The following is a 24,744-nucleotide window of genomic DNA, read 5'->3' on the forward strand; positions in this document are numbered from 1 at the left end:
CCGGCATGTCCGCGCAGGCAGCCATCTTATCGGCTGTCCCACCCGCGACCTCAGGATGAGGTCGCGGGTGGGATGAGAAATGTCGGCGACGCTCCGATCTCAGGATTGGGCGGCGTCTCACCCCGCCTTCAGGAACTTCTCCACGCTGCCGGTCAGGCCGCTCGAATGGCCGGCGAGGCTCTGCGACACCGCCCGGACGCTCTCGGCGATCCGGCCGGTGGCGTTCGCGGCGTCCGACACCGCCAGGATGTTCGCCGACACCTCCTGGGTCGAGGCGGCCTGCTCCTCGACGGCGCTGGCGATGGCGAGCGTCAGCCGCGACAGCTCCGCCACCGCGTTGCTGATCGTGGCGATCGCCGCCACCGCCTCGCCGGTCGCCCCCTGGATGTCGCCGATGCGCTGGGTGATCTCGCCGGTGGCCTTGGCGGTCTGGCCGGCGAGCTCCTTGACTTCCGCCGCGACGACCGCGAAGCCGCGGCCCGCCGCCCCCGCCCGGGCCGCCTCGATGGTGGCGTTCAGCGCCAGCAGGTTGGTCTGGTCGGCGATCGTCGAGATCATGCCGACGACCGAATCGACCTCGCGGGCCTTGGCCGAGAGGCTGCGCACCGTGGCGTCCGTCGCCTCGGCCTGGGCGGCGATCTGCTGGGCGCGCTCGGAGACGCGGCCGACCTGGCCCGAGATCTCCCGGATCGAGGCGGTCATCTCCTCCGAGCCCGCCGCCACCGTCGCGGCGCGCTCGCGGGCCTCATCGGCCGACTGGCCGAGGCCGTTGGCGGAGCGCTGCATCTCCTCGACGGCCGAGCTCATGGCGTTCACGACCTGCGACACGTCCGAGGCCATGGTCGCCTGCGCGGTCACCACCGCCCAGGTCAGCATCGGCCCGATATAGGCGCCGTCCGGGCCCATGATCGCCGAGACCTGCAGGTCGAGCAGTTCGGGCCCGAGCTTGATCCGGGTCCGGTGCGGCAGGCGGCTCGCATCCGCCAGCATCCGGCGCTGATGCGACGGATCCTTGTGGAAGACGTCGATCGAGGTGCCGATCATCAGGTCCGTCGCGACCGGCAGGTACTGCCCCAGCGGGCCGAGGGTGCGCCGCGACGCGCCGTTCATGTAGTTGATGCGGAACTCGTTGTTTGGGTCGGCGGTCATCACCGCGACCGGCATCCCCTCGATCATCGTCAGGAGGCGGCTGATCTCGTTCTTCTTCTCGGTGATGTCGGCGGCGAGCTTCACCACCTTGACCGGCTTGCCCGAGGCGCCGAGGACCGGGTTGTAGGTCGCCTCGAGCCAGACGCGCTTGCCGTTCTTGCCGAAGCGCAGGAACTCGTCGGCGAAAAACTGCCCGGCGCGCAAGGTCTCCCAGAATTTCGCGTACTCGGCCGACCCGATCGTCGCCTCGTCGAGGAACATCCGGTGGTGCCGGCCGACGATCTCGTCCGCCCGATAGCCCATCAGGTCGAGAAAATTCGCGTTGGCCCGGGTTACGATGCCATCCAGGTCGAACTCGATCACGGCCAGCGACTTGTCGAGCGCAGTCAGTGTCGCTTCGGACATGGTGTCCGGCCGCTTGCGAAACATGGCGAAATCCCTCGGTGACCAAATTTCACTCAAAATCTGACCGCGAAGAGTGAAGCGCTGCTTAAGATTACCAATCGTGATTGGTGTATGGCGGCGCACGCCGACCGTCGGGCGCGGCGGCCGCCCGTATCTCCGCCGGGAATTGTCGTCCGATACCAAGCGCTTACGGAGAGGCGCCGACAATTGCCGAGGCCGCGCGGTTCCACCGCCCGGACCTACCTAACGGTAACGTCGTATCCCTGGTGCGCCCGCACGCCCTGCGCGTAGGAGCCAGGCCGGCCCGGCGCTCGGCCGGCTTGCGGGCCGGGCGCGACCGGGCACCGCTTCGCCGGGCGCGACCGGCCCCGATGCGCTCCCCGGTCCGGCACCGGACGCGGTGCGGGACCGGGGATCTTGGCGGAGCGGCCCCGGGCCGCCCCGCCGGGGCCTCAAGGCTCGGATCAGGCCGCCGTCAGGCCCTGCTCGCGGATCCACGCCTGGGTGCGGTCGAGGGCGGTGCCGAGGCGGTCGAACAGGGTGTCGATCTCGTCCGGGCGGATCACCAGGGGCGGGCAGACCGCGACGCGGTCGCCGGTGAGGAAGCGCACGATCAGCCCCTCCTCCTGGGCGAAGGCGACGCAGCGGGCGGCCACGCCCGCCTTCGGGTCGTACTGGCGCTTCGTCGCCTTGTCGGCGACGATCTCGAGGCCGCCGATCAGGCCCATTCCCTTGGCCTCGCCGACGAGCGGGTGCTCCTCGAGCGCCGAGAGCCGGCGCTGGAAGTGCGGCGCCTTCTCGGCCGCGCCCTCGATGATCTTGTCGCGCCGGTAGATCTCGATGGTCTTGAGCGCCACCGCGCTCGCCACCGGGTGACCCGAATAGGTGGTGCCGTGGCCGAACGTGCCGATCTTGCGGCTCTGGTCCTGCATCGCCTGGTACAGCGTCTCGTCGACCGTGACGCCGCCGAGCGGCATGTAGGCCGAGGTCAGCGCCTTGGCGAAGGACAGGCTGTGGGGCGTCATGCCCAGGGCCTCGGAGCCGAACCAGGTGCCGAGGCGCCCGAAGCCGCAGATCACCTCGTCGGCGATGAACCGCACGTCGTAGCGGGCGAGCACCGGCTCGATGGCGGCGAAGTAGCCCTTCGGCGGCACGATGGCGCCGCCGGCACCCATCACCGGCTCGGCGATGAAGGCGGCGACGGTCTCCGGGCCCTCGCGCAGGATCATCTCTTCGAGTTCAGTCGCGAGCCGCGCCGAGTAGGCCTCCTCGGTCTCGCCGGGGTGGGCGCCGCGATAGTGGTGCGGGCAGGCGGCGTGCAGGAAGCCCGGCAGCGGCAGGTCCCAGTCGGCGTGGTTGGCGGTGAGGCCCGTCAGCGAGGCCGACGCCACGGTGACGCCGTGATAGCCCTTGTGCCGGCCGATGATCTTCTTCTTCTGCGGCCGGCCGAGCGCGTTGTTGAGGTACCAGGTCAGCTTGACCTGGGTGTCGTTGGCCTCCGAACCCGAGGAGGTGAAGAACACCTTGGAGACCGGGATCGGCGCCAGCTCCTTGAGGGTCTCGGCGAGCTCGATCGCCGGATCGTGGCTGCGGCCCGAGAAGAGATGGGTGAACGGCAGCCGCGACATCTGCTCGCGGGCGGCCTCGACCAGCTCCTCGTTGGAATAGCCGAGCGCGGTGCACCACAGGCCCGCCATGCCCTCGAGATAGGGCCGTCCGTCGGTGTCGTAGACCCAGACGCCGTGGCCGCGCTCCAGCACCAGCGGGCCGGTCTGCCGGAAGGCCGCCAGGTTGGTGTAGGGGTGGATCAGGGTTTCGACGTCGCGGGTGGCGAGGTTCGAGAGCATCGTCTCTGTCGCTTTCCTTCATGCGGGAGCTGGAGCAGCCCCCGACTGGCCGAGCAGAATTCGCTTGCGCCGTCACACTAGCGGCGCGATGCCGACGCACAACCCGGGCCGCCCTCGCGGCACCTTCGCACAATCCAGGTCAGACCGACGCGCATGCTCGACCCCGCCGAACTCGTCTCGACGCCCGCGCCCGGCCGCGCCTGCGGCGCCTGCACCCTGTGCTGCAAGGTCTACGACGTGCCGGCGGTCGAGAGCGTGGCCGGGGAATGGTGCCGCCACGCCAAGCCGGGCCGCGGCTGCGGCATCCACGAGACCCGGCCCGGCCATTGCCGCGCCTTCCACTGCCTCTGGATGACCGAGGGCTGGATCGGCCCGGAATGGAAGCCCGACAAGGCCAAGATGGTGCTCAGCATCGATCCGACGACGCGCTTCCTTCACGTCCAGGTCGATCCGAGCCAGCCGGCGGTGTGGCGGCGCGAGCCCTATTACGCCCAGCTCAAGCGCTGGGCGGTCGCCTCGCTGCCGCAGCGCCGGCACGTGCTCGTCTTCGTCAACCGCAGCGCCACCGTGGTGCTGCCGGACCGCGACGTGCCGCTCGGCGTCTTCCTGCCGGGGGACCGGCTCGTCGCCCGCGAGCGGATGACGCCGGACGGCGTCGTCCTCGACGTGGAGAAGCGGACCGTGACGTGACGGCGGGCGGGACGCCGCCGGAGGGCGGGGAGGGGGCCGGAGCGCCACCGCGCGAGACCCTCGTGCTGCCGCTCGCCTCCGCCTCGCGGCGCCTCAACGGCACGGTGGCCCGGGACCTCGGCATCGCGATCCTGTCCGGCCGCCACCCGCCCGGCACCGTCCTGCCCGGGGAGATCGCCGCCGCCGGGAGTCTCGCGGTCTCGCGCACCGCCTACCGGGAGGCGATCCGCACGCTGAGCGCCAAGGGGCTGGTGGAGAGCCGGCCCAAGACCGGCACGCGGGTGAGCGCGCGCGGCCGCTGGAACCTCCTCGATCCCGACATCCTGGCCTGGGCCTTCGAGGCCGAGCCGGGCGAGGCTTTCATCCGCGACCTGTTCGAGCTGCGCCGGATCGTCGAGCCGGCGGCGGCGGAACTGGCGGCCCTGAGGCGCTCCGAGCGCGACCTCGCCCGGATGGGCGCCGCCCTCGACGGGATGGCGCGCCACGGCCTCGCCGTCCCGGCCGGCCGCGCCGCCGACCAGGCCTTCCACCACGCCATCCTGGAGGCGACCGGCAACGCCCCGCTGATCGCCCTGTCGAGCTCGATCGCCGCCTCCGTCACCTGGACCACGATCCACAAGCAGCGCCGCCGCGCCCTTCCCCGCGACCCCCTGCCGGAGCACCGCGCCCTCCACGAGGCGATCGTCGCCCGGGACGCCGCCCTGGCGCGGGCCCGGATGGCCGAGCTGATCCGGCTCGCCCTGGCGGACACGGAACTGGCGATGGGGCGCTCCGATGTAATTTAAGCACGATATCGTCATAATAATTATGTAAAATGTATATCTTTATGTTGTTAAGCGTCGAAAAACTAATTTATAGTTTTGTACAGTATAAAATTAAATTCTATGATTGATTTCAGCGTTTTAAGAGTATTATTAATTCTAGCAGGCGCTGGGGGCCGCCTTCGAGTTCGGTCATTTTCAACCGCGCGATTTTCGATCGCCAACATTTCAGGATGAATTTGCGTGTGGGAGGCAAGATCATCCGTTGATCTATTGTGTGTGTCGAACGGGCTCTCAGGCCACAAGGGGCGCTGCTATAGGCCAATCCCCGATCCGCGGCGCACGCCTCAGGGTCAATCAATCCCAGTCAGAGCCCTGCCATCGGAGCGGGTCACGGCGCAGCGGACACCGCACGAGACGCGGCTACGCCTCCCGCATTCCCATGCAGCCGAAGTGCCGTCGGTGCTCAGCCGTCGACGGGCATCCTGACATAGGCATCCAGTCGGAGCAGCAGGGCCTGGCGTTCCTCTTCCGTCACGAACGCCGCCTCCAGGCCGTTGCGGACGAGCCGGACGATCGCGTCCCGCGACAAGCCGAGGGCCTCCCGGCAGGCCAGGAGGTTCTCCGTCACGTAGCCGCCGAAGTACGGCGGGTCGTCCGAGTTGACGGTGACGTGAAGCCCATGTGCCATCATGGCCTTCAGCGGATGCTCCTCCAGGGACGGCACGACCTTCAGCCGCAGGTTGGAGAGCGGACAGACCGTGAGCGGCACGCGCCGGATCGCGAGTTCCCGCACGAGGTCCGGATCGGCGAGGCAGGCGTTGCCATGGTCGATCCGGTCGACGTGCAGCAGGTCCAGGGCCTCGCGCACGTAGCTAGCCGGGCCTTCCTCGCCGGCATGGACGGCGGTGCGAAAGCCGCGTTCGCGGGCGGCTCGGAAGAAGCGGGCGAACTTGGAGGGCGGGTTGCCGACCTCGGCGCCCCCCATGCCGATGCCGATGATGTCGTCCTTCCACGGCATGACCTGATTCAGCACGGCGAAGGCGTCCGGCTCGGTCCGGTGGCGATGGACGCTGATCATGAGACCGACGCTCATGCCGTGCGCGCCGCGCGCGTCTTCCATGGCGGCGAGCACGCCCGACATCAGCGCCTCGATCGGGATTCCCCGCTCTGTGAAGCTCTGCGGGCCGATGAACAGCTCGGCGCGGACGACGCCGTCCTCGTGGGCCCGGCGCAGATAGGCGCGGGTCACATCGCGAAAATCCCTCTCCGTCACCAGGACCTTGCAGCCCTCGAAATACAGGTCGAGGAACGACTGCAGGTTCTCGAACCGGTAGGCACCCCGCAGAGCCTCCGGCGTATCCCAGCGAAGCGTCACGCCGTTGCGGGCGGCGAGCTCCAGCATCAGCTCCGGCTCGATGCTGCCCTCGATGTGCATGTGCAGGTCGGTCTTGGGCAGGCCGCGGACGAACGCTTCGATACCGGTCATCAAGGACCCTCTCCTGAACCTTGTCGGTCAGGCCCTCTCCCGGACCTGGCCACAGCCGGGGACCGCAGCGCGCTCCCCGGCAAGTCTCGTTTATCCAAGTTCCACTTATGGAAGTCTCGCTTATCTCAGAGGCTCGGGTGCAGGTCGCGAACCGGGCTCACGCGCTCCAGCACCATAGCGGCGTTCAGGAGCGTGGTCTCCGCCTGCCAGCTCCCCACCAGCTGCACGTTGATCGGCAACCCCTCGCGGCTCGTTCCGAAGCGCATCGACACCCCGGGCAGGCCGGTCACGTTCAGCGGTACCGTCGCCCCCTGGAGGTAGGTCAGGTCGACGGTCTCGCCGTTGACGACGAGTTCCTTGATGCCGTGCTTGTGTGCCGGGACCGGCAGCACGGGGGTCAGGAGGATGTCGTAGTCCCGGAAATAGGCCGCGTAGCCGTCCCGCAGCCGCTCCGCCGCCTGCTCGGCCGCAAGGTAATCCTCCATCGACGCGTCCGGCAGCGACAGCATGGTCCTGGCCATCTTGTACATCTTGTCCTCGTGCCCGGCGGTCGCCTGGCGGAAGGCCGGCTTCATCTCCATGACGTGAAGCGTGTTGAACACGTCGAGGGCGAAGTCGCGCTCCAGCGCCGGGATGCGCACCTCCTCGACATGATGCCCCTCGCCCTTGAGGGCCTCGGCCGCGTCCCGCACGGTCGCGGCGACCTCGGTGTCGATGGGTCCGAAGCCCGGCCCGACCATCCAGCCGACGCGCAGCTTGCGGTCGGTCGTGACGCCGGTGTCGAACGGGACGGTGCTGGTGGCGAAGGCGTCCTCGCCGTCCGGGCCGGAGAGCTGCGAGAAGGCGAGGGCGAGGTCGCGGATCGAGCGCGCCATCGGGCCGACGTGCCAGAAGCGGCGCGGCGCGCGCGGCCAGATCCCGGTCATCGGCACGCGCCCGTGGGTGGCCTTGAGCGAGACGATGCCGGTCTGGGCGGCCGGGCCGCGCACCGAGATGGCGAGGTCGGTGCCGAGACCCAGCGGCGACATGCCGGCCGCGATGGCCGCCGACTCGCCGCCGCTCGACCCGCCGGGCGTCCGGTCGAGGTCCCACGGGTTGTTCGACCGGCCGGAGAGCAGGTTGTCGCTCTCGATCCAGTAGGAGAACTCCGGAAGGTTGGTCTTGGCGAGCAGGATGCCGCCGGCCTTCTTCAGGCGGGCGACACTGGTCGCGTCGGCGTCCGGCACCCGGCCCTCGAAGATCGGCGAGCCGCGCTGGGTCATCACGCCGGCGGTGTCGATCGAGTCCTTCACGGTGAAGGGCACGCCGTGCAGCGGCCCGAGCTCCCCGCCCGCCATGACTGCCGCCTCTGCCTGCTTCGCGGCCGCCAGCGCACCCGCCGCGACGGTGACGATCGCGTTGACCTTGGGGTCGACGGCCTCGATGCGGTCGAGGTGGGCGCGGACGACCTCGACGGGCGAGATCTGCTTGGTCCGGACCAGCGCGGCGAGGGCGGTGGCGTCGGAGAAGATGATGTCCTGTGTCACGGTGGCTTCCCTACCTGTCGTTAGGCAGGACAAAATTAGGGCTGGATTTTTCGACCGTCAACCCCTAACTAACGATCGTTAGTCTTTTCGTGCCGATCGGGAGGCGGGAGTGAGTGCGAACGCGAAGGAGACGATCCTGGCGGCTGCCCGGAAGACCGCGCAGGCGCACGGCTACGGGGGCTTGAGCTACCGCGACCTCGCCGCCGAGGTCGGCATCAAGGCGGCGAGCATCTACCACCACTTCGCCAGCAAGGCGGATCTCGGTGCGGCCGTGGCGCGGCGCTACTGGGAGGACATCGCGGTCGAGCTCGACGCGATGCTGGCGGCCACAGGCGACCCGCTGGAATGCCTGCGGCTCTACCCGGGCACCTTCCGGCGGTCGCTCGAGGATGGGAACAGGCTCTGCCTGTGCAGCTTCATGTCGGCGGAGTATGCCAACCTGCCCGAGTCCGTGCAGCGAGAGGCGCAAGGCTTCGCCGACGTCAACGTCGCCTGGCTCGCCAAGGTGCTGGTCATGGCCGGGGCGGTGAAGCCCGAGGAGGGCGAGGCGCGGGCCCGGGCCATCTTCGCGGCGGTGTCGGGCGCCCAGCTCTACGCGAGGAGCCGCTCGGACGTCGCGCAATTCGATGCCCTGATTACGACCTACCGCGCCTCGGGGCTCCTGCCGGCATAGGCCCTGGCCGACTCCGCGACACGCGGCCGTCATCGGAAGGGGATGACGTGGCCGCCCCGGCGAGGTTCGCTTCTGTGCCCAGGTCGTGTGAAAATGAGTTTTTGTCAGCTGGGTCGCTGAGTGAGGCCTTGCCGCGAACTCGCGTGCAGAGGGGGCTTACGCCTGGATCGCCGTGATCAGCGCTCCGACCCCGACGATCTGGATCATTTGCTTCATGTTGTAGGTTAGAGCGCTTCACGATCGCGTTGCAATCGCGAAGCTCTCTAGGTTTTTGATTTTGCCGCATTTTCGTCGACGAACCGGCATCCACTTCGTCGGAAAATGCTCTAGAACCCGCAGGCTCATCTCGGTTCTGACCGTCGCGAGTGCTCGGGTCAGAAAGTGCGTCGCCCCCATCCGGGCCTTCATCGTGCCGAACGGATGCTCGACGGTCTGGCGACGGATCGGCATCGCCTCCGGCATCCGGTCGAGCCGCTCCTGCATCACATCGAGCACGCCCTCGTGCACCTAACGCTTGATCCGCCGCGCCTTCGTTGTCGTGCGACGGGGTTAGACCTCACAACTCGAGCAAGCTGTTGGATTACTGTAGGGATCCATGGCGTCATCGCCGGACTGGCGGCCGGACTGGCGGCCCCACTGTTCAGATGCTGGCCGGCGGGGCATGTGTCATGATCCTTCTTCGGTGTCGTAGACGAAGTCTTGTCCGGTGAAGAGACATCGCTTGGCATGGTTCGAGGTGAGGGTCTTTTGCACGCACGGCAGGAGGCCGGTGCCTTCACACGCCAGAACTTGATCGCCATCGAGGGAGCCCCGGTCGGTCAGCATCGGGAGTGTGGCGCATCCCGTCGCCTCTTGGGCCAGGAGCCCCATCGGGACGAGCTGAGCGCGGTCGTTGCCGATGTCGGTCACGGTGTGGGCGACGATCAGATGATGCTCGGTATCGACGGCCGCCTGAACGGTGTAGCCGACGATCCCGGTTCCCCTGCCGCTGGTGGCCATCGAGCGAGCATCGGGGTCGGTCAACGCGATCTGTGGGTCGGGGATCTTCTCGACCTGCTGACGCATCGCTTGCAGATCCTTCATCTGCTCGCACAGAGCGGCGATCTTCTCAGTAAGCCGTGCCATCCGTGCCTTGGCGAGATCACTCGGCTGGCGGTCGGCCTGGTTCAGGGGGAAGATAGCGCGCGACGCTTGCCTCGACCTGAGCCAGGCGTGCCTCGACCTTGGCGACCGGGAAATTCTTGTCGCGATTGTTGACAGCCTTGAGCTTGCTGCCGTCGATCGCGACCACCGCCTTGCTGAACAGGTTCAGGCGACGGCACAGAACGACGAACTGTGTGTAGGTGGCCTGGATCGCCGGCCCATTGTCCTTGCGGAAGTCGGCCAGGGTCTTGAGGTCGGGCATCGGCCGGCCGGTCAGCGACATCAACTCGATGTTGCGCTGGGTCTGGCGTTCGAGACGGCGGTTCGAGGGGACGCGGTTGAGATAGTCGTAGATGTCGATCTTGAGTAGCGTCGCCGGATCGTAGGCCGGACGTCCGGGCGCTTCAGGCACGGCTCTGGTAAATCCCAGGGTAGCGAGATCAAGCTCGTCGACGGAAACTTCGACGAATCGGACCGGGTTGTACGCCGCCACGTAATCACCGAAGCGGTCGGGCAGGAACGTACTATGGCGGCGGTCCTCACCGGCGATGAAGCGGGCCATTCCGACCTCCCCGAATCGGCGACAAGCTTAGCAGATCACGGCGTTTTCACATAGCCGCGGTGTTTTGCGGACCTCGACTGCTCTGCCAAGATGGCCATCGTGCAGTACGGCCCTGACATTACAGTTGCAGATTTGGGCCCCTATCCGACGGCGAGCGATGGGAGGTTTTCATGCTAACTGCCTCGCTTGAAGCGATGCTGGAGTTCTGGTCGACGAGCCTGCGTGAGGGCAAGGACCTGACCCGTCACACCGTCTCCGTCGGCCTTCCTCACGCCCCCGGATCGTTCTCCAGCAGGATCGGCTGCCCGTGCGGCGTCGCCGCCGCCGCGCGGGCGAAGGCGGCCCGGCGCGCCTCCAGGGCCGACGCGTCGGTGAGGCCGCGCGCGGCGAGGAGCGCCTCGATCGTCTCCAGCCACAGGGCGTAATCCGCCGTGCGGTGGCCCGACCGGCCGAGGGCGTCCGCCCATTCCGTCCAGGTGAACAGCCCGGCATCGTGCAGCGACACGACGAGCGCGAAGGTCTGCGCCTCCCAGGGGGCGGAAAAGACCGGGGCGTCCGGCGGGCGGCTCATGCGGCTTGGCCCCGGGCCGGTTCGAGGTAGCTCTCGAAGGCGGCGACCGAGACGGTGAGGCCGGGATCCGCGTCCTCGCCCCACAATTCGATGGCGGCGAACCGCACGGTGTAGAGCCATTGCGGCGCCTCGCCCGCGAAGGCGGCGTTCGAATCCGGGAAGACGAAGCCGCCATGGACACGCTCGACCGTGCCGGTGCGGCCGCGGACGTAGCGGGGCAGGCGGGTGTGTCCCGCCGGGTGGATCACCTTGGCGCGCACCTCGTCGCCGGGGGCGAAGCGGGCGGGCGTCGCCACCGGGCGGTCGCTCGGGAAGCCGCGGGCGAAGAGCGGTCCCACCTCCTCGGCCTTCGGCACCCGGGCCACGGGGGCGGGCGGCGCCAGCGCCGCGCCGGCGGCGAGCTCGCCGGCCTCCACGAGGCCGTGCTGCTGCACTTGGCGTTCCAGCGCCCGGAACCAGATCCGGTAGTAGCTCGAGGTCAGGTACTCGCCCGGCGGCAGCGATTCGCGGGCCGCGCGGCTGGCATCGAGGTTCCAGGTGCCGGTGAGGCCCATCGCCATCGCCATGGCGAAGACCCGCTTCTCCCAGGGTGCGTGGAACCAGGGCTCGTCCGCCTCCAGGCCGAGCGGGCCGAAGCCCTGCATCCCGCCGAGATCCTGTCCACCGTTCATGCGCGCACCACCTGGTCGGGGCTCAAGGGCAGCCCGGTGCCGATCATCGCGTCGCGGGTGACGAGGTCGGCCAGCGCCGCCTCGTCGAGGTGGTCGGTGCCGGGGGGGCGCATCGGCAGCACCATGTAGCGCAGCTCGGCGGTCGAATCCCACACCCGGATCCGGGTCTCCGGCGCCAGCACGGTGCCGAACTCGGCGAGCACCCCGCGCGGGTCGATGACGGCGCGGGAGCGGTAGGGCGGCGACTTGTACCAGACCGGCGGAAGGCCGAGCACCGGCCAGGGGTAGCAGGAGCAGAGCGTGCAGACGACGACGTTGTGCTCGTCGGCCGTGTTCTCGACCACCACCATGTGCTCGCCGCCGCGCCCGCCGACATCGAGCTCGCGCATCGCCGCGCTACCGTCCTCCAGGAGGCGCGCCTTGAAGGCGGGATCGACCCAGGCCCGCGCCACCACCCGGGCGCCGTTATGCGGCCCGACCTTGGTCTCGTAGGTCTCGATCAGGGTGTCGAGGGCGGCCGGGTCGACGTAGCCCTTCTCGACCAGGATCGATTCGAGGGCCCGCACCCGCAGCTCCATCGGCGACAGCTCGCTGCCATGCGGGTGGTCGTGGTCATGACCGTGGTGGTCGTGACCGTGGTGATCGTGGTCTTGCGCCATGCGGGCCCTCCCGGTGGCGGGAGGATACGCCCCTGGCTCTCACACCGCCACCATCACGGACGCAAGGCCGTCACGGACGCACGGCCGGGCTCTCGACGGGCAGGGGCGCGGCGCGCTCGGCCAGGTAGAGCGCGAGCGCCACGACCTCCGCCGAGCCCGGGGTGAACGGCTCGGCCCGCATGCCGGTGAGGCAGTTGCGCAGGCGCCGCTCCAGCGAGCCGAGGTCCTGCCATTCGAGCCGGTAGAGCGGGTAGCCGGTCGGGTGTCCCTGCGGGATCGTGGCGGCGCCGAGGCGTCGGCCCCAGTGCCGGTCGTGGCAGGCCGCGCAGGAGAAGCCGAGCTGGCCCATCGGCGTCGCGAACAGGCGCCGGCCCTCGGCCCGGGCCGGCGCGAGGCGGGGATCGTCCGGGGGCGAGAGGGGCAGGCCGCGCGAGAGGTTCGCCAGGTAGGCGGTGAGCGCCAGGAGGTCGTGGCTCTCCCGCGGCAGCGCCATCGCCCCCTGGTGGCGGGTGCGGCACAGGTCGATCCGGCCCTCGAGGTCGACGGGTCGGCCCGTCGCCTCGTCGAAAGCCGGGTAGCGGGCGGCGACGCCGCGCATCGCCGATTCTGCGTGGCAGCCGGCGCAGGGCGGCGATCCGGGAGCGGGCGCGCGGGCGAAGAGGTCGGCCCCGTCGCGAACCCAGAGCATGCCCGGATTGGCGGTGTCGTCGGCCTGCATCGCCCGGGTCTCGGGTGCCATCTGGTCGAAGCCGGAGCGGCGCGCCTCGGGCGGGATGCCGAGCGGCGGCGCATCCCCGCCATCCTGCGCCGCCGCGGTGCCGGGCAGCAGCCCTGCGAAGGCGAGGACGACGGCCAGCACGCCGAGCATCGGACGGCCCGACACCCACGGGCGGAGGACGGACGCCCGGAGCCGGCGGTTCGCCGCCACGGGGCGGATCAGATCGGCCGCACCTCGCCGGGGCGCAGCTTGAGGCGCGCGGCGAGGCGGTCGGACAGGGTGCCGCTCAGCTCCACCGAGGCCTCCGGTGCCACCGCCTGCACGGCCGCGACGGCAGCCAGGGGATCGGTCGCCAGGGCGACGAACACCCGCAAGGCCGGGGCGCTGGCCCCGTCATCGGCGGCCGAGACGGCGACGGTAAAGGCGGTATGCTTCGGCTTCTTCGGGGGCATGGCCCGGTATCGCATGGGGCAGCGCCCCTGTCTCCGCCGAAGCCGTTACGGGAGATACGCGTTTCGCCGCGGCAAAGCCTCGCCGACTTGGACTTGCCGACTTGGACCTGCCGACCTGGGCCTACCGACTTGGACCCGCCGACCTGCACCTCGCTGACCTGTGACTTGCACAGCCGGCCGTTCGCCCCGATGTCCGCTGGCAGACACGGCTTCACGTCGCGGCTTCGCCGGCCCGAGGAACTGGATCATGCACATCAAGGTCAAGCGCGCCTGGGAGATGCCCGAGCGCCTCGCCACCCCCGAATCGGTCTTCCTCGACCGGCGGGCGCTGCTCGGCGGCGGCCTCGGCCTCGCCGCGGCCTCGCTCGCGGGCGGGCCGGCGCTCGCGGCCCTGCCGGGGGAGGGGACGGGCGCGGTCAAGACCGCCGGCCTCTATCCGGCCAAGCAGAACCCGGCCTACACCCTCGACCGTCCGCTGACGGCCGAGCGCTATAGCGCCGACTACAACAACTTCTACGAGTATGGCACCAACAAGACCGTGACCCCGGGCTCGAACGCCCTGAAGGTCGAGCCCTGGACGATCAAGATCGACGGGCTGGTCGAGAAGCCGTTCGAGATCGGCTTCGAGGACCTGGTGCGCAAAATGGCGCTGGAGGAGCGGCTCTACCGCCACCGCTGCGTCGAGGCGTGGTCGATGGCGGTGCCGTGGACCGGCTTCCCGCTCTCCGCCCTGGTGGCCCTCGCCAAGCCGAAGGGCGACGCGAAGTACATCCAGATGCAGACCTTCATGGACAAGGCGATGGCGCCCGGCCAGCGGGCGTTCTTCTATCCCTGGCCCTACACCGAGGGCCTGACGATGGCCGAGGCCGCCAACGACCTGGCCTTCATGGTCACCGGCGTCTACGGCAAGCCGCTGCTCAACCAGTTCGGCGCACCCCTGCGGCTGGCCGTGCCGTGGAAGTACGGCTTCAAGTCGGTGAAGTCGATCAACCGTATCACCTTCACGGCCGAGCGGCCCAAGACCTTCTGGGAGGGGCTGCAGGCCTCCGAATACGGCTTCTGGGCCAACGTGAACCCGGCGGTGCCGCATCCGCGCTGGAGCCAGGCGAGCGAGCGGGTGCTGGGCACCGACGAGCGGGTGCCGACGCTGATCTACAACGGCTACGGCGCGCAGGTCGCCGACCTCTACAAGGGGCTCGAGAAGGAGCGCCTGTTCGTCTGACGAAAGCGGCCGGCGCATCCGCGATGCGCCGGCCCCGTCGCCGGTCAATCCGCTCCCGGCCGGGGGCGGCTCACGCCGTCCCGTCGCCCTGCAGGTAGCCGGACTTGCGGCTGTCGGGCATCTGCAGCGAGACCAGGAACGCCACGGCGCACATCGCCGTCACGTACCAGAAGAAGGTGGTCTCGTAGCCGGCCTCCTTGAAGGTCAGCGCCACGAACTCGGCCGAGCCGCCGAAGATCGCGTTGGCGATGGCGTAGGACAGGCCGACGCCGAGCGCCCGCACCTCGGCCGGGAACATCTCGGCTTTCACGAGCCCGCTGATCGAGGTGTAGAACGAGACGCACATCAGGGCCGCGGTGATCAACGCATAGGCCAGGATCGGATTCTGCGCGTCGCGGATCGCGTGCAGCAGCGGCACGGTGAGCAGCGTGGTGAGCCCGCCGAACAGCAGCATCGCGGTCTTGCGGCCGAACTTGTCGGCGAACATGCCGAAGAACGGCTGCGCCACCATGTAGGTGAACAGCACCGCCGTCATCACCAGGTTGGCGGTCTTCTTGTCCATGTGGGTCGTGTTCACCAGGTACTTCTGCATGTACGTGGTGAAGGTATAGAAGATCAGCGAGCCGCCGGCGGTGTAGCCGAGCACGGTGAGGAAGGCGCGGCGATGGTTGCGCCAGATCGACGCCATGCTGCCGGCCTCGCGCGAGGTGCGGGTCTCGGCGGTCGAGGTCTCGTGCAGCGAGCGCCGCAGGTAGAGGGCGACCACGGCGGCCGCGGCGCCGATGAAGAACGGGATGCGCCAGCCCCAGGCGGTCATCGCCTTGTCGTCGAGGGTGAGGGTCACCATTACCACGACCAGCGAGGCCAGGAGCTGGCCGCCGATCAGCGTGACGTACTGGAACGAGCCGTAGAAGCCGCGCTTCCCCTTCAGCGCCACCTCGCTCATGTAGGTCGCCGAGGTGCCGTACTCGCCGCCGACCGACAGGCCCTGCGCCATGCGGGCGAAGAGCAGCAGGATCGGCGCGAAGATGCCGATCTGGGCGTATGTCGGCAGGATCGCGATGACGAGCGAGCCGGCGCACATCATCACCACGGAGATCAGCATCGAGGTCTTGCGGCCGTAGCGGTCGGCGACGCGGCCGAACAGCCAGCCGCCGATCGGCCGCATCAGGAAGCCGATGGCGAACACCGCCGCGGTGTTGATCAGCTGCACCGTCGGGTCGGAGCCGGGGAAGAACACGTCCTTGAAGTAGATCGCCGTGAAGGCGTAGGCGTAGAAATCGTACCACTCGACGAGGTTGCCCGACGACGAGCCGATGATCGCCTTGATGCGGGCCTTGTTGTCGTAGGCGGCGATGGTCGGGTTCGGCGAGGCGAGGTTGTCGGCGGCGGGCCGGCTCTGGGCGCTGGATGTCATCGCGGGTTCGGTCTCCTCCCGGAGGTGGGATTCTGGCGGCGCGACGGGGCCGCGGGCCCGCGCGTCGTGCAACGCACTAGGAGAATGCAGGCCCTGGGTACAGCCCCCGCAGCGCACCAATCCGACGTTTTCGACATCCCCGACCAAGATGCCCCAAGGATAGGGCGGCGTGACGCTGTCGTCTTTTGACGTCGCCGCCGCCGGATCGGGGCGGGAGAAGTTTCCGGAAACCGACCGGAATCACGCGGACAGGTTTTTGCAGCGCAACATGCTTGCGAAATCGCTCACGGGCTTCCCGCGCAGCTTGCGCGGGCGGCCGGGCCCGCCGTCCCGGTCTCGCCGGCGACGCGCTCGGCCTGGGCCGCCACCACGGCGTCGAGATGCGGCGTCAGGAGCGCCTGCGGCGCCAGGATCTCGTCGCCGATCTGCACCCAGCGGGCCCCGGTCCATTCCTGCACCGTGGCAGGACGGTGGCCGCTGTGGTCGGCGCAGGTGAGACGCAGCCGGCGGGCGAAGCCGACGAGGCCGAGCTCCTTCCAGCGCACCGGATCGAGGTCGATCGTCTCGAGGCCGCGGCGCATCTCGGGGCCGTCGATCCGCCTGCGGCCGGCGAGGCGTTGCGCGTTGCGGATACCCTCGGCCAGGATCACCCCGGCATAGACGCCGCGGTTGTAGAGCGGGCCGAAACTCTCCTCCTTGGGCGTGCGCGACAGGCCGGCATCGACCACCAGGAGGTCGATCTGGTCGAAGGCCGGGAAGCTGTCGCCGGGCGCGTGCCAGGTCACGACGCGCAGGCCCTTGGCGGTGAGGTCGCGGGCGCCGGAGGCCGGCTGCAGCAGGTCGTCCTCGCCGGTCCAGCCGACCGTCACCACCCGGTTGAGGGGAAAGCCCGCCGCCGCCGCGTCGCGAAGCGGCGTGCCGGAGAGGCCCGCGGTCGCGTCGAGGATCACGTAGTCGGGGTCCGCCGCCCGGGCGGCGCGCCAGGGATCGCTGCCCCCCGCGTCGGGTGCGTCGGGCAGCGCGTAGGCGCGGAAGGCGAGGCCGGCCTCCGCGGCGAGCGCCCGCATCACCGGCACCGGCTCGCGCCCGGCCGGGCTGTCGCGGTGCAGGTAGGCGAGGCTGCGCCCCTGCGGGCTGCCCTCGCTGCCGTCCTGGGAGAGGTGGACCAGCGCGGCGCCGAGGCCGTCCCAGACCGTGGCGGGCGGCGCGAAGGCCCAGGGAAACACGTCGCCGCGCGCCATCGCGGCCGGGCCGTACCCCGCGGCGACGAGGGGCATCCGGTCCCCGGCGAGGCGCGGCAGCAGCGCCAGGGCCGCGTCGGCGCTGGCCGGCACCAGGGCGATGCTGCCCCGCGCGGTCGCGGCCTCGTAGCAGGCGAGCGCCCGAGCCGGCTCGCCGCCGGTCTCGCATTCCTCGACCGCGAGCGGGACGCCGCCGACTCCGCCGTCGCGCCGCCCGAGCATCGTGAGATAGTCGGCAAGACCGTTTGCGAGCGGCGTGCCCGCCGCCGCCGCCGGGCCGGTGCGCTCGGTCAGCACGGTCAGCGGCAGGCCCTCGGCGGCGACGGCCGGGCCCGGCAGGGCGGCCAGCACGGCGAGGAGGAGGGCGACGGGGCGGGGCGGCATGGCCGGGTCCTGGAATCGGGTCGGACCCGACCCTACGCCCGGGGCCGGCCCGGCGATAGACCACCTGCGGGCCCCCCGCCCGCGGGAGGCCTCAGGCTTCGAGCACGCGGCCTGCCGGAAACAGCACCTCGACGAGGGTGCCCTCGCCCTTGCGGCTGGTCAGGTGCAGCGTGGCGCGGTTGGCCTCGACCAGGGCCTTGGTGAGCGGCAGGCCGAGGCCGGTGCCGCCGCCGCGGCGGGTCTGTGCGGTGGCGACCTGGCGGAACGGCTGAAGCGCTACCTCGACCTCTTCCGGGCTCATGCCGATGCCGGTGTCGCGCACCCTGAGCGCCACGCCGCCCCGGTCGGTCGTCGCCGTCGAGACGATCACCTGGCCGCCCGCATCGGTGAACTTGATCGCGTTCGAGATCACGTTCAGCACACCCTGGCGCAGGGAGCGCTGGTCGGCCAGCACCGCCGGCAGGCCGGCGGCGAAGCTCGTGCGCATCACCACCCGCTGCCGGGCGGCCTGGGGCTGCATCAGGGCGACCGACGCGGCCACGAGGTCGTTGAGGGGAAGCCCCGCGAAGGCGAGGTCGAGGTGGCCGGCCTCGATCTTGGCGAGGTCGAGGAGGTCGTTGACCAGGCTGACGACGTGCTCGCCCGAGGAGCGGATGTCGCGCAGGTAGTCGCGGTAGCGCTCGTTGCCGACGGGGCCGAACTGCTCCTCCAGCATCACCTCGGCAAAGCCGATGATGGCATTGAGCGGCGTGCGCACCTCGTGGCTGATGGTGGCGAGGAAGTCGGATTTCTGGGCACTGGCGCGCTCGGCCTCGCGCCGGGCCCGCACCAGGTCGGCCTCGGTGCGCCGGAACGCCGAGACGTCGCGCAGCACGGCCGCGACGCGGCGCTGGGTTCCGGTCGCCACCGGGGCCAGGGTGAGGAGGACGGGCAGCGGGCCGTCGGGCCCGCGCGCCAGCACCTCCTCGCCGGTGGTGGCGGTCTGGCCGGCGCTCGCCCGCAGGAGGGCGGCCTGGGCCGCCGGCCGGCTCTCGGGCGCGAACAGGCCGAGCAGCGGCTCGCCCGCGACCTCGCGGGGGTCGGCGGCGAGGAGATCCCGCGCGCCCCGGTTCATCCCGACGACGCGGCCCTCGTCGTCGAGCACCACCACGCCGTCGGTGACCGCGTCGAGGACCGCGGTGGTCTCGCGCAGATGCGCGTCGCGGTGGGCGAGGTGGGCTTCGGCCGCCGCGAGGGACTGGGTCGGGTCCGCATCGGGCAGGCGCCGGACGGTCAAGACGCTGGCAGGCGCCCCGTCCCACTCCACCACCGCGACGCTGACGCCGACCGGCACGCTGCCGCCGGCCCCGGTCGCCAGCACGATCGGCGCACCCTCGCCGGAGCCGGCCGCCGACGCCGCCGGGTCGCGGCCGCGAAAGATCGCCCCGGGGCCGCCGGCCGCCGCCAGGGCCTCCTGGGTGTCGTACTCCGCGAGCGCCAGGAGATGGCGGTTGGCGAGCAGCACCTCGTCGCCGCGATGGACCAGGATCCCGACCGGCAGCCGCTCGACGAGGCGGGCCAGCGCCGCCTCTGTGCCGCGCTCGGGCAGGCGGGCGAGGGCCTGCGCCCCGCGGAACGGCGTCACCGCGCCCCTCCCCGACGAGCCCTGCGGCGGCGCTCCGCCCCCGAGGCCGCCCGGGTCGCCACCGAAGCGGGCACCGAGCGCCCGGGCGATCTCGCGGAACGCCGCGTGCTCGTTGAGGGTGAGAGCGGCGGCGTGCGGCGTCTCCTCGTCCGAGGGGGATTCGTCCCGAGCCGCCCGATCCGCCGAGGAGTCCGGATCCTCGGCCGCCGGGGCCGGCGTCTCGGTGAGGTCCGGCGTGGACGTCTGCGCGGTCGAGGCCTCGTCGCCGGACGCCTCATCGCCGGATGCCTCGTCGGCGGGGGGCCGGACGGCCTCGGAGACGGCCTGCGCGGCGGGAGATTCAGGCTCCGTCGACTCCGGGGTGAGTGCCTCCGGGGCGAGCGCCTGTGTCGAGTCGCTCGCCGTCGGGGCCGCCGCCTCGGAGGCGTCCGGCAAGGTGTCCGATTCGGCCGCCTCGGCGGTGGGTGTACCGTCGTGGGGAAGCGCCTGGTCCGTCGTGTCCGCGCCGGACGCCTCCGGCGCGGCCGGAGCGCCGGTCGTCTCGTCGGAGGGCGGCGCCGGAGCGACCGGCTCGCCCGGGTCCGGTGCGGCGGCCGGGACCGGGGCGGCGCCGGCCGGCCGGACGGACGGCTTGCCGGCGAAGCCCCAGCTCATCCCGAGCTGGGCGAACGGCACCGCCATCAGGCCGGCGAACTCCGCCATGGTCGCCCCGGCGATCGAGGCGAGGTCGGGCGTCTCGGCGGTGGCGCCCGGCGCGGCATCGGGAGAGGGGGCCGCGACCGGGCGGGGCCGGGCGGGGCCGGGGGGCGGCGCGTCCGCGCCGGGCGCGTGGCGACCGACGGCGATCACCGCGGCGGCGCGCTCGCGCAGGCTCGGGCGCGGCGGCTTGGGCGGCGCCGGCTCGGGCCGGTCGGCCGCCGGCACGATCCGCTCGGGATGGATGACCCCGAAGCCGCTGAATCCCGCGAAGCTGCGGCCGGCGCCGAGCCGCGGCGCCCCCGACAGGTCGACCGCCACCGCCTGCCGGGTCCCGGCGAGGCGCCAGCGCACCGGCACGGCCCGGAAGGTGCGCTGCCGCGCCAGCGCCTCGGCGAGAGCCGGCTCCGCCTCGACCGGCCCGGCGAGGAGCGCGTCCCAGCTCTGGCCGACCGGGGAGGCGCCGACGGTCTCGGACAGGCGTCCGGTCGCCTCGATCACGAGGCCGTGGGCGTCGCTGCGCCACAGGAAGCGGAGGCCCGGACCGGCGGCCGGCCGCGGCTCCGCCGGGGCGGGGCCGGCCTCGGGGGCTTGGATAGGGGCTTGGATGGCGGCCTGAACGTGAGGTTGGGTTTGCGATGCGGGGGTCTCGACCGGAGCCTCGGCGGCTTCGGGCGCGGGATGCTCCCGCGCGGCGGCGAGAGCGGGCGTGACGGGTTCCCGCGTCTCGGGAACCGGCGCGCCGGATTCCCGTGCCGCCGCCCGGCGTCCGCGTTGCGCGGGCAGGGGATCGACGATCGCGACGGCGAGGCCCGTGGTCCCGTCCGGCAGGAGCGCCGGGAGGCAGGCGCAGAGCAGGGGCGGGGCGAGGCGGCCGGCGGCGAAGCGCAGGCGCTCCAGCCGCGGCTGCGCCGTGCCGGTGGGCAGGCCTGCGGCGCCGCGCAGCTGCCGCGCGAGGTCGAGGGCCGGGTCGACCCGGCCCTCCGCATCGGCGATCACGTCGCGCAGGGACGCCGCCGCCGGGGAGGCGTACAGCACGCGTCCGGCGCCCGGATCGAGCAGCAGGACGGCGCGGTCGGCTCCGGCGATTCGCTGACCGAAGGCCGGATGGGCCCGCAGGGCCTCGATCGTCGTCTCGAAGAGCACGTCCCGACCCACTGCCACTCCTTTGGCGCCCCTCACCGTGCCGGATCCTGCGAGATCCGGGCCGAACCCTCTTCGCTTTAACCCAACTGACATCGTCCCGCACCGGCACGAAATGCGCAGTCGTTGCGTTATCGTGCCGTCAACCTTAACGAACCCCGGAAAGGTGGCGTTTCACCCAAAGCGTGCTATTGTGCAGCGCACAATACGTGCCGGGTCCCGACCGCGCTGCGGCAAGGTTCCAAGAGTGCCGCGCCGAGGGCCGCGTCAAAAAACGAGGAGACGAACATGACCCAGACCCCGAACTACGAGATCCCGACCGAGATGCGCGATTTCGCGGAGAAGAGCGTCGAGCAGGCCCGGAAGGCGTTCGACTCCTTCATCGGCGCGGCCCGCAAGACCTCCGACACCCTCCAGGGCTCGGCCGAGATGGCGCGCAACAACGCCCAGGACGTTTCCGGCCGCGGCTTCTCCTTCGCCGAGCAGAACGTGAACGCCGCGTTCGACCTCGCGCAGAAGCTCGTCCGCTCGCGCGACATCCAGGAGGCGATGCAGCATCAGGCCGAGTTCGTGCGCAGCCAGTTCGCCGCGATGCAGAACCAGGCCCGCGAGTTCGGCGGCCTCGCCCAGAGCGCGATGCAGCAGAGCGCCGAGAACGCCAAGCAGGCGATGCAGCAGAGCGCCGAGCAGGCCCGCTCGGCCATGCAGCAGGGTGCCGAGCAGGCCCGCCAGGCGATGCAGAAGGGCACCGACGCCGCCCGCAGCGCCACCGACCAGGCGACCAACGCCGCCAAGGACGCCGCGTCCTAAGGCAGGGCGCACGGGCCCGCTCTGGCGGGCCCCGGCACGTTCGGGCCGCGCTCCCCCCGGGAGCGCGGTTTTTTTCATACCGGGTGGAGTCTCCGGTCAGGCCGGGGCGTAGCCCGGCTTCTTCAGGATCGTGTCGGCCTTGGCGACAATGTCGGGCTCGTAGACGGACGCGGTCCAGGCGCTCGGCTCGACGTCCTCGACGCCGACCGAGACCGAGCCCTCGGAGCAGCCGGTGGCGGTCATGATCGCCTTCGTGACCTCGTCGGCGATGCGCTGCTTCTGCTCGTCGCTGCGGCCGGCATAGAGCTTGACGATGATGTGCGGCATGGAGCGTGGTCTCCTCTCTTAGCGGGCGCCGTACTCGGCGTCGGTGACCGGCTCGAGCCAGGTCACGGCGCTGCCGTCGAGTTTTTCCTGGATGGCGATGTGGCTCATCCCGGTCGTGGCGCTCGCCCCGTGCCAGTGGCGCTCGCCGGGTTCGAACCACACCACGTCGCCGGGGCGGATCTCCGCGATCGCGCCGCCCTCGGTCTGGGCCCAGCCGAGGCCCGCGGTGACGATGAGGGTCTGGCCGAGGGGATGGGTGTGCCAAGCCGTGCGCGCGCCCGGCTCGAAGGTGACGTGGGCGCCGGCGACCCGGGCCGGCTCGCCCGGGCTCATGAGCGGATCGATCCGCACCCGGCCGGTGAAGTACTCCGCGGACCCCGCCTGCGAGGGGCGGGATCCGCTCCGGTTGATCTCCATGATGCTCTCCTGGCGTGCGAACCGGGATCTAGAGCGCTTCACGATCGCATTGCAATCGCGAAGCTCTCTAGGTTTTTGATTTTGCTGCATTTTCTTCGACGAACCGGCATTCACTTCGTCGGAAAATGCTCTAGCCCGGTCCCGGCCCGTCCCGCCAGGGGAAGGCGATCAGCGCGCCGCGTCGCGGCCGACCCGGCTGTGGCGCCGGCCGTAGCCGAAATAGATCGCGAGCCCGATCGCCAGCCAGACCACCAGCCGCAGCCAGGTCTCGCCGTCGAGGGACAGCATCATCGCGAGGCAGACCAGGATGCCGGCCGCCGGCACGATCGGCACCAGCGGCACGCGGTAGCCGCGCGGCTCGTCCGGGTGGGTGCGCCGCATGATGACGACGCCGGCGCATACGATGATGAAGGCGAGCAGCGTGCCGATGCTGGTCATGTGGCCGAGCGTGCTGATCGGCGTCAGGCCGCCGAGCAGCGCGGCGAACACCATGAAGAACAGGTTCGAGCGGTACGGCGTGCGCCAGGTCGGATGGATCGCCGCGAAGAACTTCGGCAGCAGCCGGTCGTTCGCCATGGCGTAGAACACCCGCGACTGGCCGTAGAGCAGCACCAGCATCACGGTGGTGAAGCCCGCGATCACGCCGAGCGTCACCAGGGTCTGGAGCCAGGGGAACGGGGTCTGCTTGATCGCGGTGGCGACCGGGGCGGCGTCGCCCTTCATCGACGCGTAGGGGACGAGACCGGTCAGCACCGCCGCGAAGGCGATGTAGAGCACGGTGCAGACCGCGAGCGAGCCGAGGATGCCGACCATCATCGTGCGCTGCGGGTTCTTCACCTCCTGGGCCGCCGTCGAGACCGCATCGAAGCCGATATAGGCGAAGAACACCACGCCGGCCGCCCGCATGATCCCGCTCCAGCCGTACTCGCCGAAGGTGCCGGTGTTGTCGGGGATGAACGGCACGTAGTTCTGGGCCTTGACGTAGAACAGGCCGACGCCGACCACCGCCAGCACCACCGCGACCTTGACCACGACGATCACGCTGTTGACCCGGGTCGATTCGCGCACGCCCCGCATCAGCAGAAGCGAGATCAGGCACAGTATCAGCACCGCCGGCAGGTTGACGAAGCCGTGCACGCTCGTGCCGTCGGCGAGCTGCACCGTCTCGAACGGCGAGTGCAGCAGCCGCGGCGGTAGCGTGATGCCCCAGTCCTGGAGCAGGCTGGCGACGTATTTCGACCAGCTCACCGAGACGGTGGCGGCGCCGACCGCGTATTCGAGGACGAGGTCCCAGCCGATGATCCAGGCGACGAACTCGCCCATCGTGGCATAGGCGTAGGTGTAGGCGCTGCCCGAGACCGGGATCATGCTGGCGAGCTCGCTGTAGCACATGCCGGCGAGCGCGCAGCCGACCGCCGCGATGGCGAACGAGATCACCACCGCCGGCCCGGCATTCTCCGCCGCCGCGATGCCGGTGAGCGAAAAAAGCCCGGCGCCGATGATCGCCCCGATGCCGAGCCCAATCAGGCTGAGCGGCCCGATAGTCCGCTCCAGGGCGTGGCCGCTGCCTTCAGCATCCTGCCGCAGGCGGTCGATGGGCTTCGTGCGCATCAACCCGTCCGTCATGCTCTCCGCCATCTATGTCCTCCCGCTCGGGTTTCTTTCTCAACGCAGCGTCAGCGCGGACGCTGCATATATCGACATCGTGAAGAATGCCGGAGCATGCGTCGCGCAGGATGTCCCGTCGATCGCAACCCCGCGATCCCCTCGCCCGCGACGCATCGGCGGCTTGCCGACCCGGCCCCCGCCTCCGTACTCTCGCGGCAACAGATACGAGGAGGAGCCCCCATGTGCCGGATCTTCGCCGAGCAGACGCCGGAGCGCTACGCCTACGAGACGCGCTCGCTGCGGATCGGCGGGCACTGCACCTCGCTTCGCCTCGAGACCGCGTTCTGGACCATCCTGGAGGAGATCGCCCGCCAGGAGGGTCTCAGCGTCGCCAAGTTCGCCACCAAGCTGCACGACGAGGTGCTGGAGCGCCACGGCGAGGTGCGGAACTTCGCCTCGCTGCTGCGCTGCTCCTGCCTGATCTACCTATCGCAGGGCCGCCCGGCCGCCGCCCCGGTGCTGATCGCCGCCGAATAGTC

The 24,744-nt window shown here is 70.6% G+C and carries 21 protein-coding genes and 1 pseudogene; 6 read left to right on the forward strand and 16 right to left on the reverse strand.

Going from position 1 to position 24,744, the window contains the following annotated elements:
- Nucleotides 1–117 precede the first annotated feature (117 nt).
- Both BMX97_RS09320 and BMX97_RS09325 read right to left on the reverse strand, forming a co-directional pair.
- The gene (locus BMX97_RS09320; protein ID WP_091748472.1) at nucleotides 118–1,578 is read right to left on the reverse strand and encodes a methyl-accepting chemotaxis protein; all 1,461 of its coding nucleotides are present in this window, start codon (nucleotides 1,576–1,578) and stop codon (nucleotides 118–120) included.
- A 440-nt stretch (nucleotides 1,579–2,018) separates the two neighbouring features.
- Nucleotides 2,019–3,401, reverse strand: coding sequence for an aminotransferase (locus BMX97_RS09325; protein ID WP_091748474.1), 1,383 nt, complete (start codon nucleotides 3,399–3,401; stop codon nucleotides 2,019–2,021).
- Nucleotides 3,402–3,554: 153 nt separating this feature from the next.
- On the opposite strand from BMX97_RS09325, the gene BMX97_RS09330 reads away from it, so the two are divergent.
- Nucleotides 3,555–4,091 carry a hypothetical protein gene (locus tag BMX97_RS09330; protein ID WP_060850186.1) on the forward strand — a complete coding sequence of 179 codons (537 nt, stop codon included), beginning with the start codon at nucleotides 3,555–3,557 and terminating at the stop codon, nucleotides 4,089–4,091.
- Nucleotides 4,088–4,876 (forward strand): FadR/GntR family transcriptional regulator, encoded by a 789-nt coding sequence (locus tag BMX97_RS09335; RefSeq protein ID WP_210187626.1) that lies wholly within the window; start codon nucleotides 4,088–4,090, stop codon nucleotides 4,874–4,876. The genes BMX97_RS09330 and BMX97_RS09335 overlap by 4 nt, the downstream gene beginning before the upstream one ends.
- Nucleotides 4,877–5,318: 442 nt before the next feature.
- Here the strand turns inward: BMX97_RS09335 and BMX97_RS09340 are convergent, their stop codons facing one another.
- Nucleotides 5,319–6,341 carry an adenosine deaminase gene (locus BMX97_RS09340; RefSeq protein WP_091748476.1) on the reverse strand — a complete coding sequence of 341 codons (1,023 nt, stop codon included), beginning with the start codon at nucleotides 6,339–6,341 and terminating at the stop codon, nucleotides 5,319–5,321.
- A 125-nt stretch (nucleotides 6,342–6,466) separates the two neighbouring features.
- Nucleotides 6,467–7,867 carry an amidase gene (locus BMX97_RS09345; protein ID WP_091748478.1) on the reverse strand — a complete coding sequence of 467 codons (1,401 nt, stop codon included), beginning with the start codon at nucleotides 7,865–7,867 and terminating at the stop codon, nucleotides 6,467–6,469.
- A gap of 109 nt (nucleotides 7,868–7,976) precedes the next feature.
- On the opposite strand from BMX97_RS09345, the gene BMX97_RS09350 reads away from it, so the two are divergent.
- Nucleotides 7,977–8,540, forward strand: coding sequence for a TetR/AcrR family transcriptional regulator (locus tag BMX97_RS09350; protein ID WP_091748480.1), 564 nt, complete (start codon nucleotides 7,977–7,979; stop codon nucleotides 8,538–8,540).
- Nucleotides 8,541–8,774: 234 nt separating this feature from the next.
- On the opposite strand, the pseudogene BMX97_RS09355 reads toward BMX97_RS09350, so the two are convergent.
- The 6 genes and pseudogenes from BMX97_RS09355 to BMX97_RS09380 all read right to left on the reverse strand — a co-directional run bounded on the left by BMX97_RS09355 (nucleotide 8,775) and on the right by BMX97_RS09380 (nucleotide 13,316).
- A pseudogene (locus BMX97_RS09355) lies at nucleotides 8,775–10,245 on the reverse strand (IS1182 family transposase).
- A 268-nt stretch (nucleotides 10,246–10,513) separates the two neighbouring features.
- Nucleotides 10,514–10,816: a nitrile hydratase accessory protein gene (locus BMX97_RS09360; RefSeq protein WP_091748485.1), complete on the reverse strand. Its 303-nt coding sequence runs from the start codon at nucleotides 10,814–10,816 to the stop codon at nucleotides 10,514–10,516.
- Nucleotides 10,813–11,487 (reverse strand): nitrile hydratase subunit beta, encoded by a 675-nt coding sequence (gene nthB / locus BMX97_RS09365; RefSeq protein WP_091748488.1) that lies wholly within the window; start codon nucleotides 11,485–11,487, stop codon nucleotides 10,813–10,815. The genes BMX97_RS09360 and nthB overlap by 4 nt, the downstream gene beginning before the upstream one ends.
- A complete protein-coding gene (nthA, locus tag BMX97_RS09370; RefSeq protein WP_091748490.1) occupies nucleotides 11,484–12,146 on the reverse strand; it encodes a nitrile hydratase subunit alpha in 663 nt (220 codons plus the stop codon). Before nthA ends, nthB begins: the two co-directional genes overlap by 4 nt.
- Nucleotides 12,147–12,216: 70 nt before the next feature.
- Nucleotides 12,217–13,014 (reverse strand): sulfur oxidation c-type cytochrome SoxA, encoded by a 798-nt coding sequence (soxA, locus tag BMX97_RS09375; protein WP_091748998.1) that lies wholly within the window; start codon nucleotides 13,012–13,014, stop codon nucleotides 12,217–12,219.
- 68 nt (nucleotides 13,015–13,082) lie between these two features.
- Nucleotides 13,083–13,316, reverse strand: coding sequence for a hypothetical protein (locus BMX97_RS09380; RefSeq protein WP_091748493.1), 234 nt, complete (start codon nucleotides 13,314–13,316; stop codon nucleotides 13,083–13,085).
- Between the two features lie 247 nt (nucleotides 13,317–13,563).
- Here BMX97_RS09380 and msrP point away from each other — a divergent pair, with 247 nt between their 5' ends.
- Nucleotides 13,564–14,538, forward strand: a complete 975-nt coding sequence (gene msrP / locus BMX97_RS09385; RefSeq protein WP_091748496.1) for a protein-methionine-sulfoxide reductase catalytic subunit MsrP — start codon at nucleotides 13,564–13,566, stop codon at nucleotides 14,536–14,538.
- Between the two features lie 70 nt (nucleotides 14,539–14,608).
- Here the strand turns inward: msrP and BMX97_RS09390 are convergent, their stop codons facing one another.
- The 3 genes from BMX97_RS09390 to BMX97_RS09400 form a co-directional block, all read right to left on the reverse strand.
- Complete coding sequence (locus BMX97_RS09390) at nucleotides 14,609–15,955, reverse strand: MFS family transporter (RefSeq protein ID WP_091748499.1); 1,347 nt, start codon at nucleotides 15,953–15,955, stop codon at nucleotides 14,609–14,611.
- Nucleotides 15,956–16,239: 284 nt separating this feature from the next.
- On the reverse strand, nucleotides 16,240–17,580 hold the full coding sequence (locus tag BMX97_RS09395; RefSeq protein ID WP_091748502.1) for an ABC transporter substrate-binding protein: 1,341 nt from the start codon (nucleotides 17,578–17,580) through the stop codon (nucleotides 16,240–16,242).
- 91 nt (nucleotides 17,581–17,671) lie between these two features.
- Nucleotides 17,672–21,058: an ATP-binding protein gene (locus BMX97_RS09400; protein ID WP_244538354.1), complete on the reverse strand. Its 3,387-nt coding sequence runs from the start codon at nucleotides 21,056–21,058 to the stop codon at nucleotides 17,672–17,674.
- A 273-nt stretch (nucleotides 21,059–21,331) separates the two neighbouring features.
- Between BMX97_RS09400 and BMX97_RS09405 the strand changes: the two genes are divergently transcribed.
- Entirely contained in the window at nucleotides 21,332–21,853 is a 522-nt protein-coding gene (locus BMX97_RS09405; RefSeq protein WP_060848141.1) for a phasin, read from the forward strand.
- Nucleotides 21,854–21,949: 96 nt separating this feature from the next.
- On the opposite strand, the gene BMX97_RS09410 is transcribed toward BMX97_RS09405, so the two are convergent.
- From BMX97_RS09410 to BMX97_RS09420, 3 genes are all read right to left on the reverse strand, one after another.
- The gene (locus BMX97_RS09410) at nucleotides 21,950–22,180 is read right to left on the reverse strand and encodes a tautomerase family protein (protein ID WP_060848140.1); all 231 of its coding nucleotides are present in this window, start codon (nucleotides 22,178–22,180) and stop codon (nucleotides 21,950–21,952) included.
- An 18-nt stretch (nucleotides 22,181–22,198) separates the two neighbouring features.
- The gene (locus BMX97_RS09415) at nucleotides 22,199–22,597 is read right to left on the reverse strand and encodes a (R)-mandelonitrile lyase (RefSeq protein ID WP_091748505.1); all 399 of its coding nucleotides are present in this window, start codon (nucleotides 22,595–22,597) and stop codon (nucleotides 22,199–22,201) included.
- A 168-nt stretch (nucleotides 22,598–22,765) separates the two neighbouring features.
- Complete coding sequence (locus BMX97_RS09420; RefSeq protein ID WP_091748508.1) at nucleotides 22,766–24,235, reverse strand: amino acid permease; 1,470 nt, start codon at nucleotides 24,233–24,235, stop codon at nucleotides 22,766–22,768.
- A 210-nt stretch (nucleotides 24,236–24,445) separates the two neighbouring features.
- Here BMX97_RS09420 and BMX97_RS09425 point away from each other — a divergent pair, with 210 nt between their 5' ends.
- Nucleotides 24,446–24,742 (forward strand): ribbon-helix-helix domain-containing protein, encoded by a 297-nt coding sequence (locus BMX97_RS09425; protein ID WP_048429858.1) that lies wholly within the window; start codon nucleotides 24,446–24,448, stop codon nucleotides 24,740–24,742.
- Nucleotides 24,743–24,744: the final 2 nt, after the last annotated feature.

It is taken from the genome of Methylobacterium sp. ap11 (assembly GCF_900110515.1).
Classification (GTDB): domain Bacteria; phylum Pseudomonadota; class Alphaproteobacteria; order Rhizobiales; family Beijerinckiaceae; genus Methylobacterium; species Methylobacterium ajmalii.

Coding starts and splice junctions, on each gene's coding strand:
- BMX97_RS09320 (WP_091748472.1), bottom strand. CDS start 1,578: ATGTTTCGCAAGCGGCCGGACACCATGTCCGAAGCGACACTGACTGCG.
- BMX97_RS09325 (WP_091748474.1), bottom strand. CDS start 3,401: ATGCTCTCGAACCTCGCCACCCGCGACGTCGAAACCCTGATCCACCCC.
- BMX97_RS09330 (WP_060850186.1), top strand. CDS start 3,555: ATGCTCGACCCCGCCGAACTCGTCTCGACGCCCGCGCCCGGCCGCGCC.
- BMX97_RS09340 (WP_091748476.1), bottom strand. CDS start 6,341: ATGACCGGTATCGAAGCGTTCGTCCGCGGCCTGCCCAAGACCGACCTG.
- BMX97_RS09360 (WP_091748485.1), bottom strand. CDS start 10,816: ATGAGCCGCCCGCCGGACGCCCCGGTCTTTTCCGCCCCCTGGGAGGCG.
- nthB (WP_091748488.1), bottom strand. CDS start 11,487: ATGAACGGTGGACAGGATCTCGGCGGGATGCAGGGCTTCGGCCCGCTC.
- nthA (WP_091748490.1), bottom strand. CDS start 12,146: ATGGCGCAAGACCACGATCACCACGGTCACGACCACCACGGTCATGAC.
- soxA (WP_091748998.1), bottom strand. CDS start 13,014: ATGCTCGGCGTGCTGGCCGTCGTCCTCGCCTTCGCAGGGCTGCTGCCC.
- BMX97_RS09380 (WP_091748493.1), bottom strand. CDS start 13,316: ATGCCCCCGAAGAAGCCGAAGCATACCGCCTTTACCGTCGCCGTCTCG.
- msrP (WP_091748496.1), top strand. CDS start 13,564: ATGCACATCAAGGTCAAGCGCGCCTGGGAGATGCCCGAGCGCCTCGCC.
- BMX97_RS09390 (WP_091748499.1), bottom strand. CDS start 15,955: ATGACATCCAGCGCCCAGAGCCGGCCCGCCGCCGACAACCTCGCCTCG.
- BMX97_RS09395 (WP_091748502.1), bottom strand. CDS start 17,580: ATGCCGCCCCGCCCCGTCGCCCTCCTCCTCGCCGTGCTGGCCGCCCTG.
- BMX97_RS09405 (WP_060848141.1), top strand. CDS start 21,332: ATGACCCAGACCCCGAACTACGAGATCCCGACCGAGATGCGCGATTTC.
- BMX97_RS09410 (WP_060848140.1), bottom strand. CDS start 22,180: ATGCCGCACATCATCGTCAAGCTCTATGCCGGCCGCAGCGACGAGCAG.
- BMX97_RS09415 (WP_091748505.1), bottom strand. CDS start 22,597: ATGGAGATCAACCGGAGCGGATCCCGCCCCTCGCAGGCGGGGTCCGCG.
- BMX97_RS09420 (WP_091748508.1), bottom strand. CDS start 24,235: ATGGCGGAGAGCATGACGGACGGGTTGATGCGCACGAAGCCCATCGAC.
- BMX97_RS09425 (WP_048429858.1), top strand. CDS start 24,446: ATGTGCCGGATCTTCGCCGAGCAGACGCCGGAGCGCTACGCCTACGAG.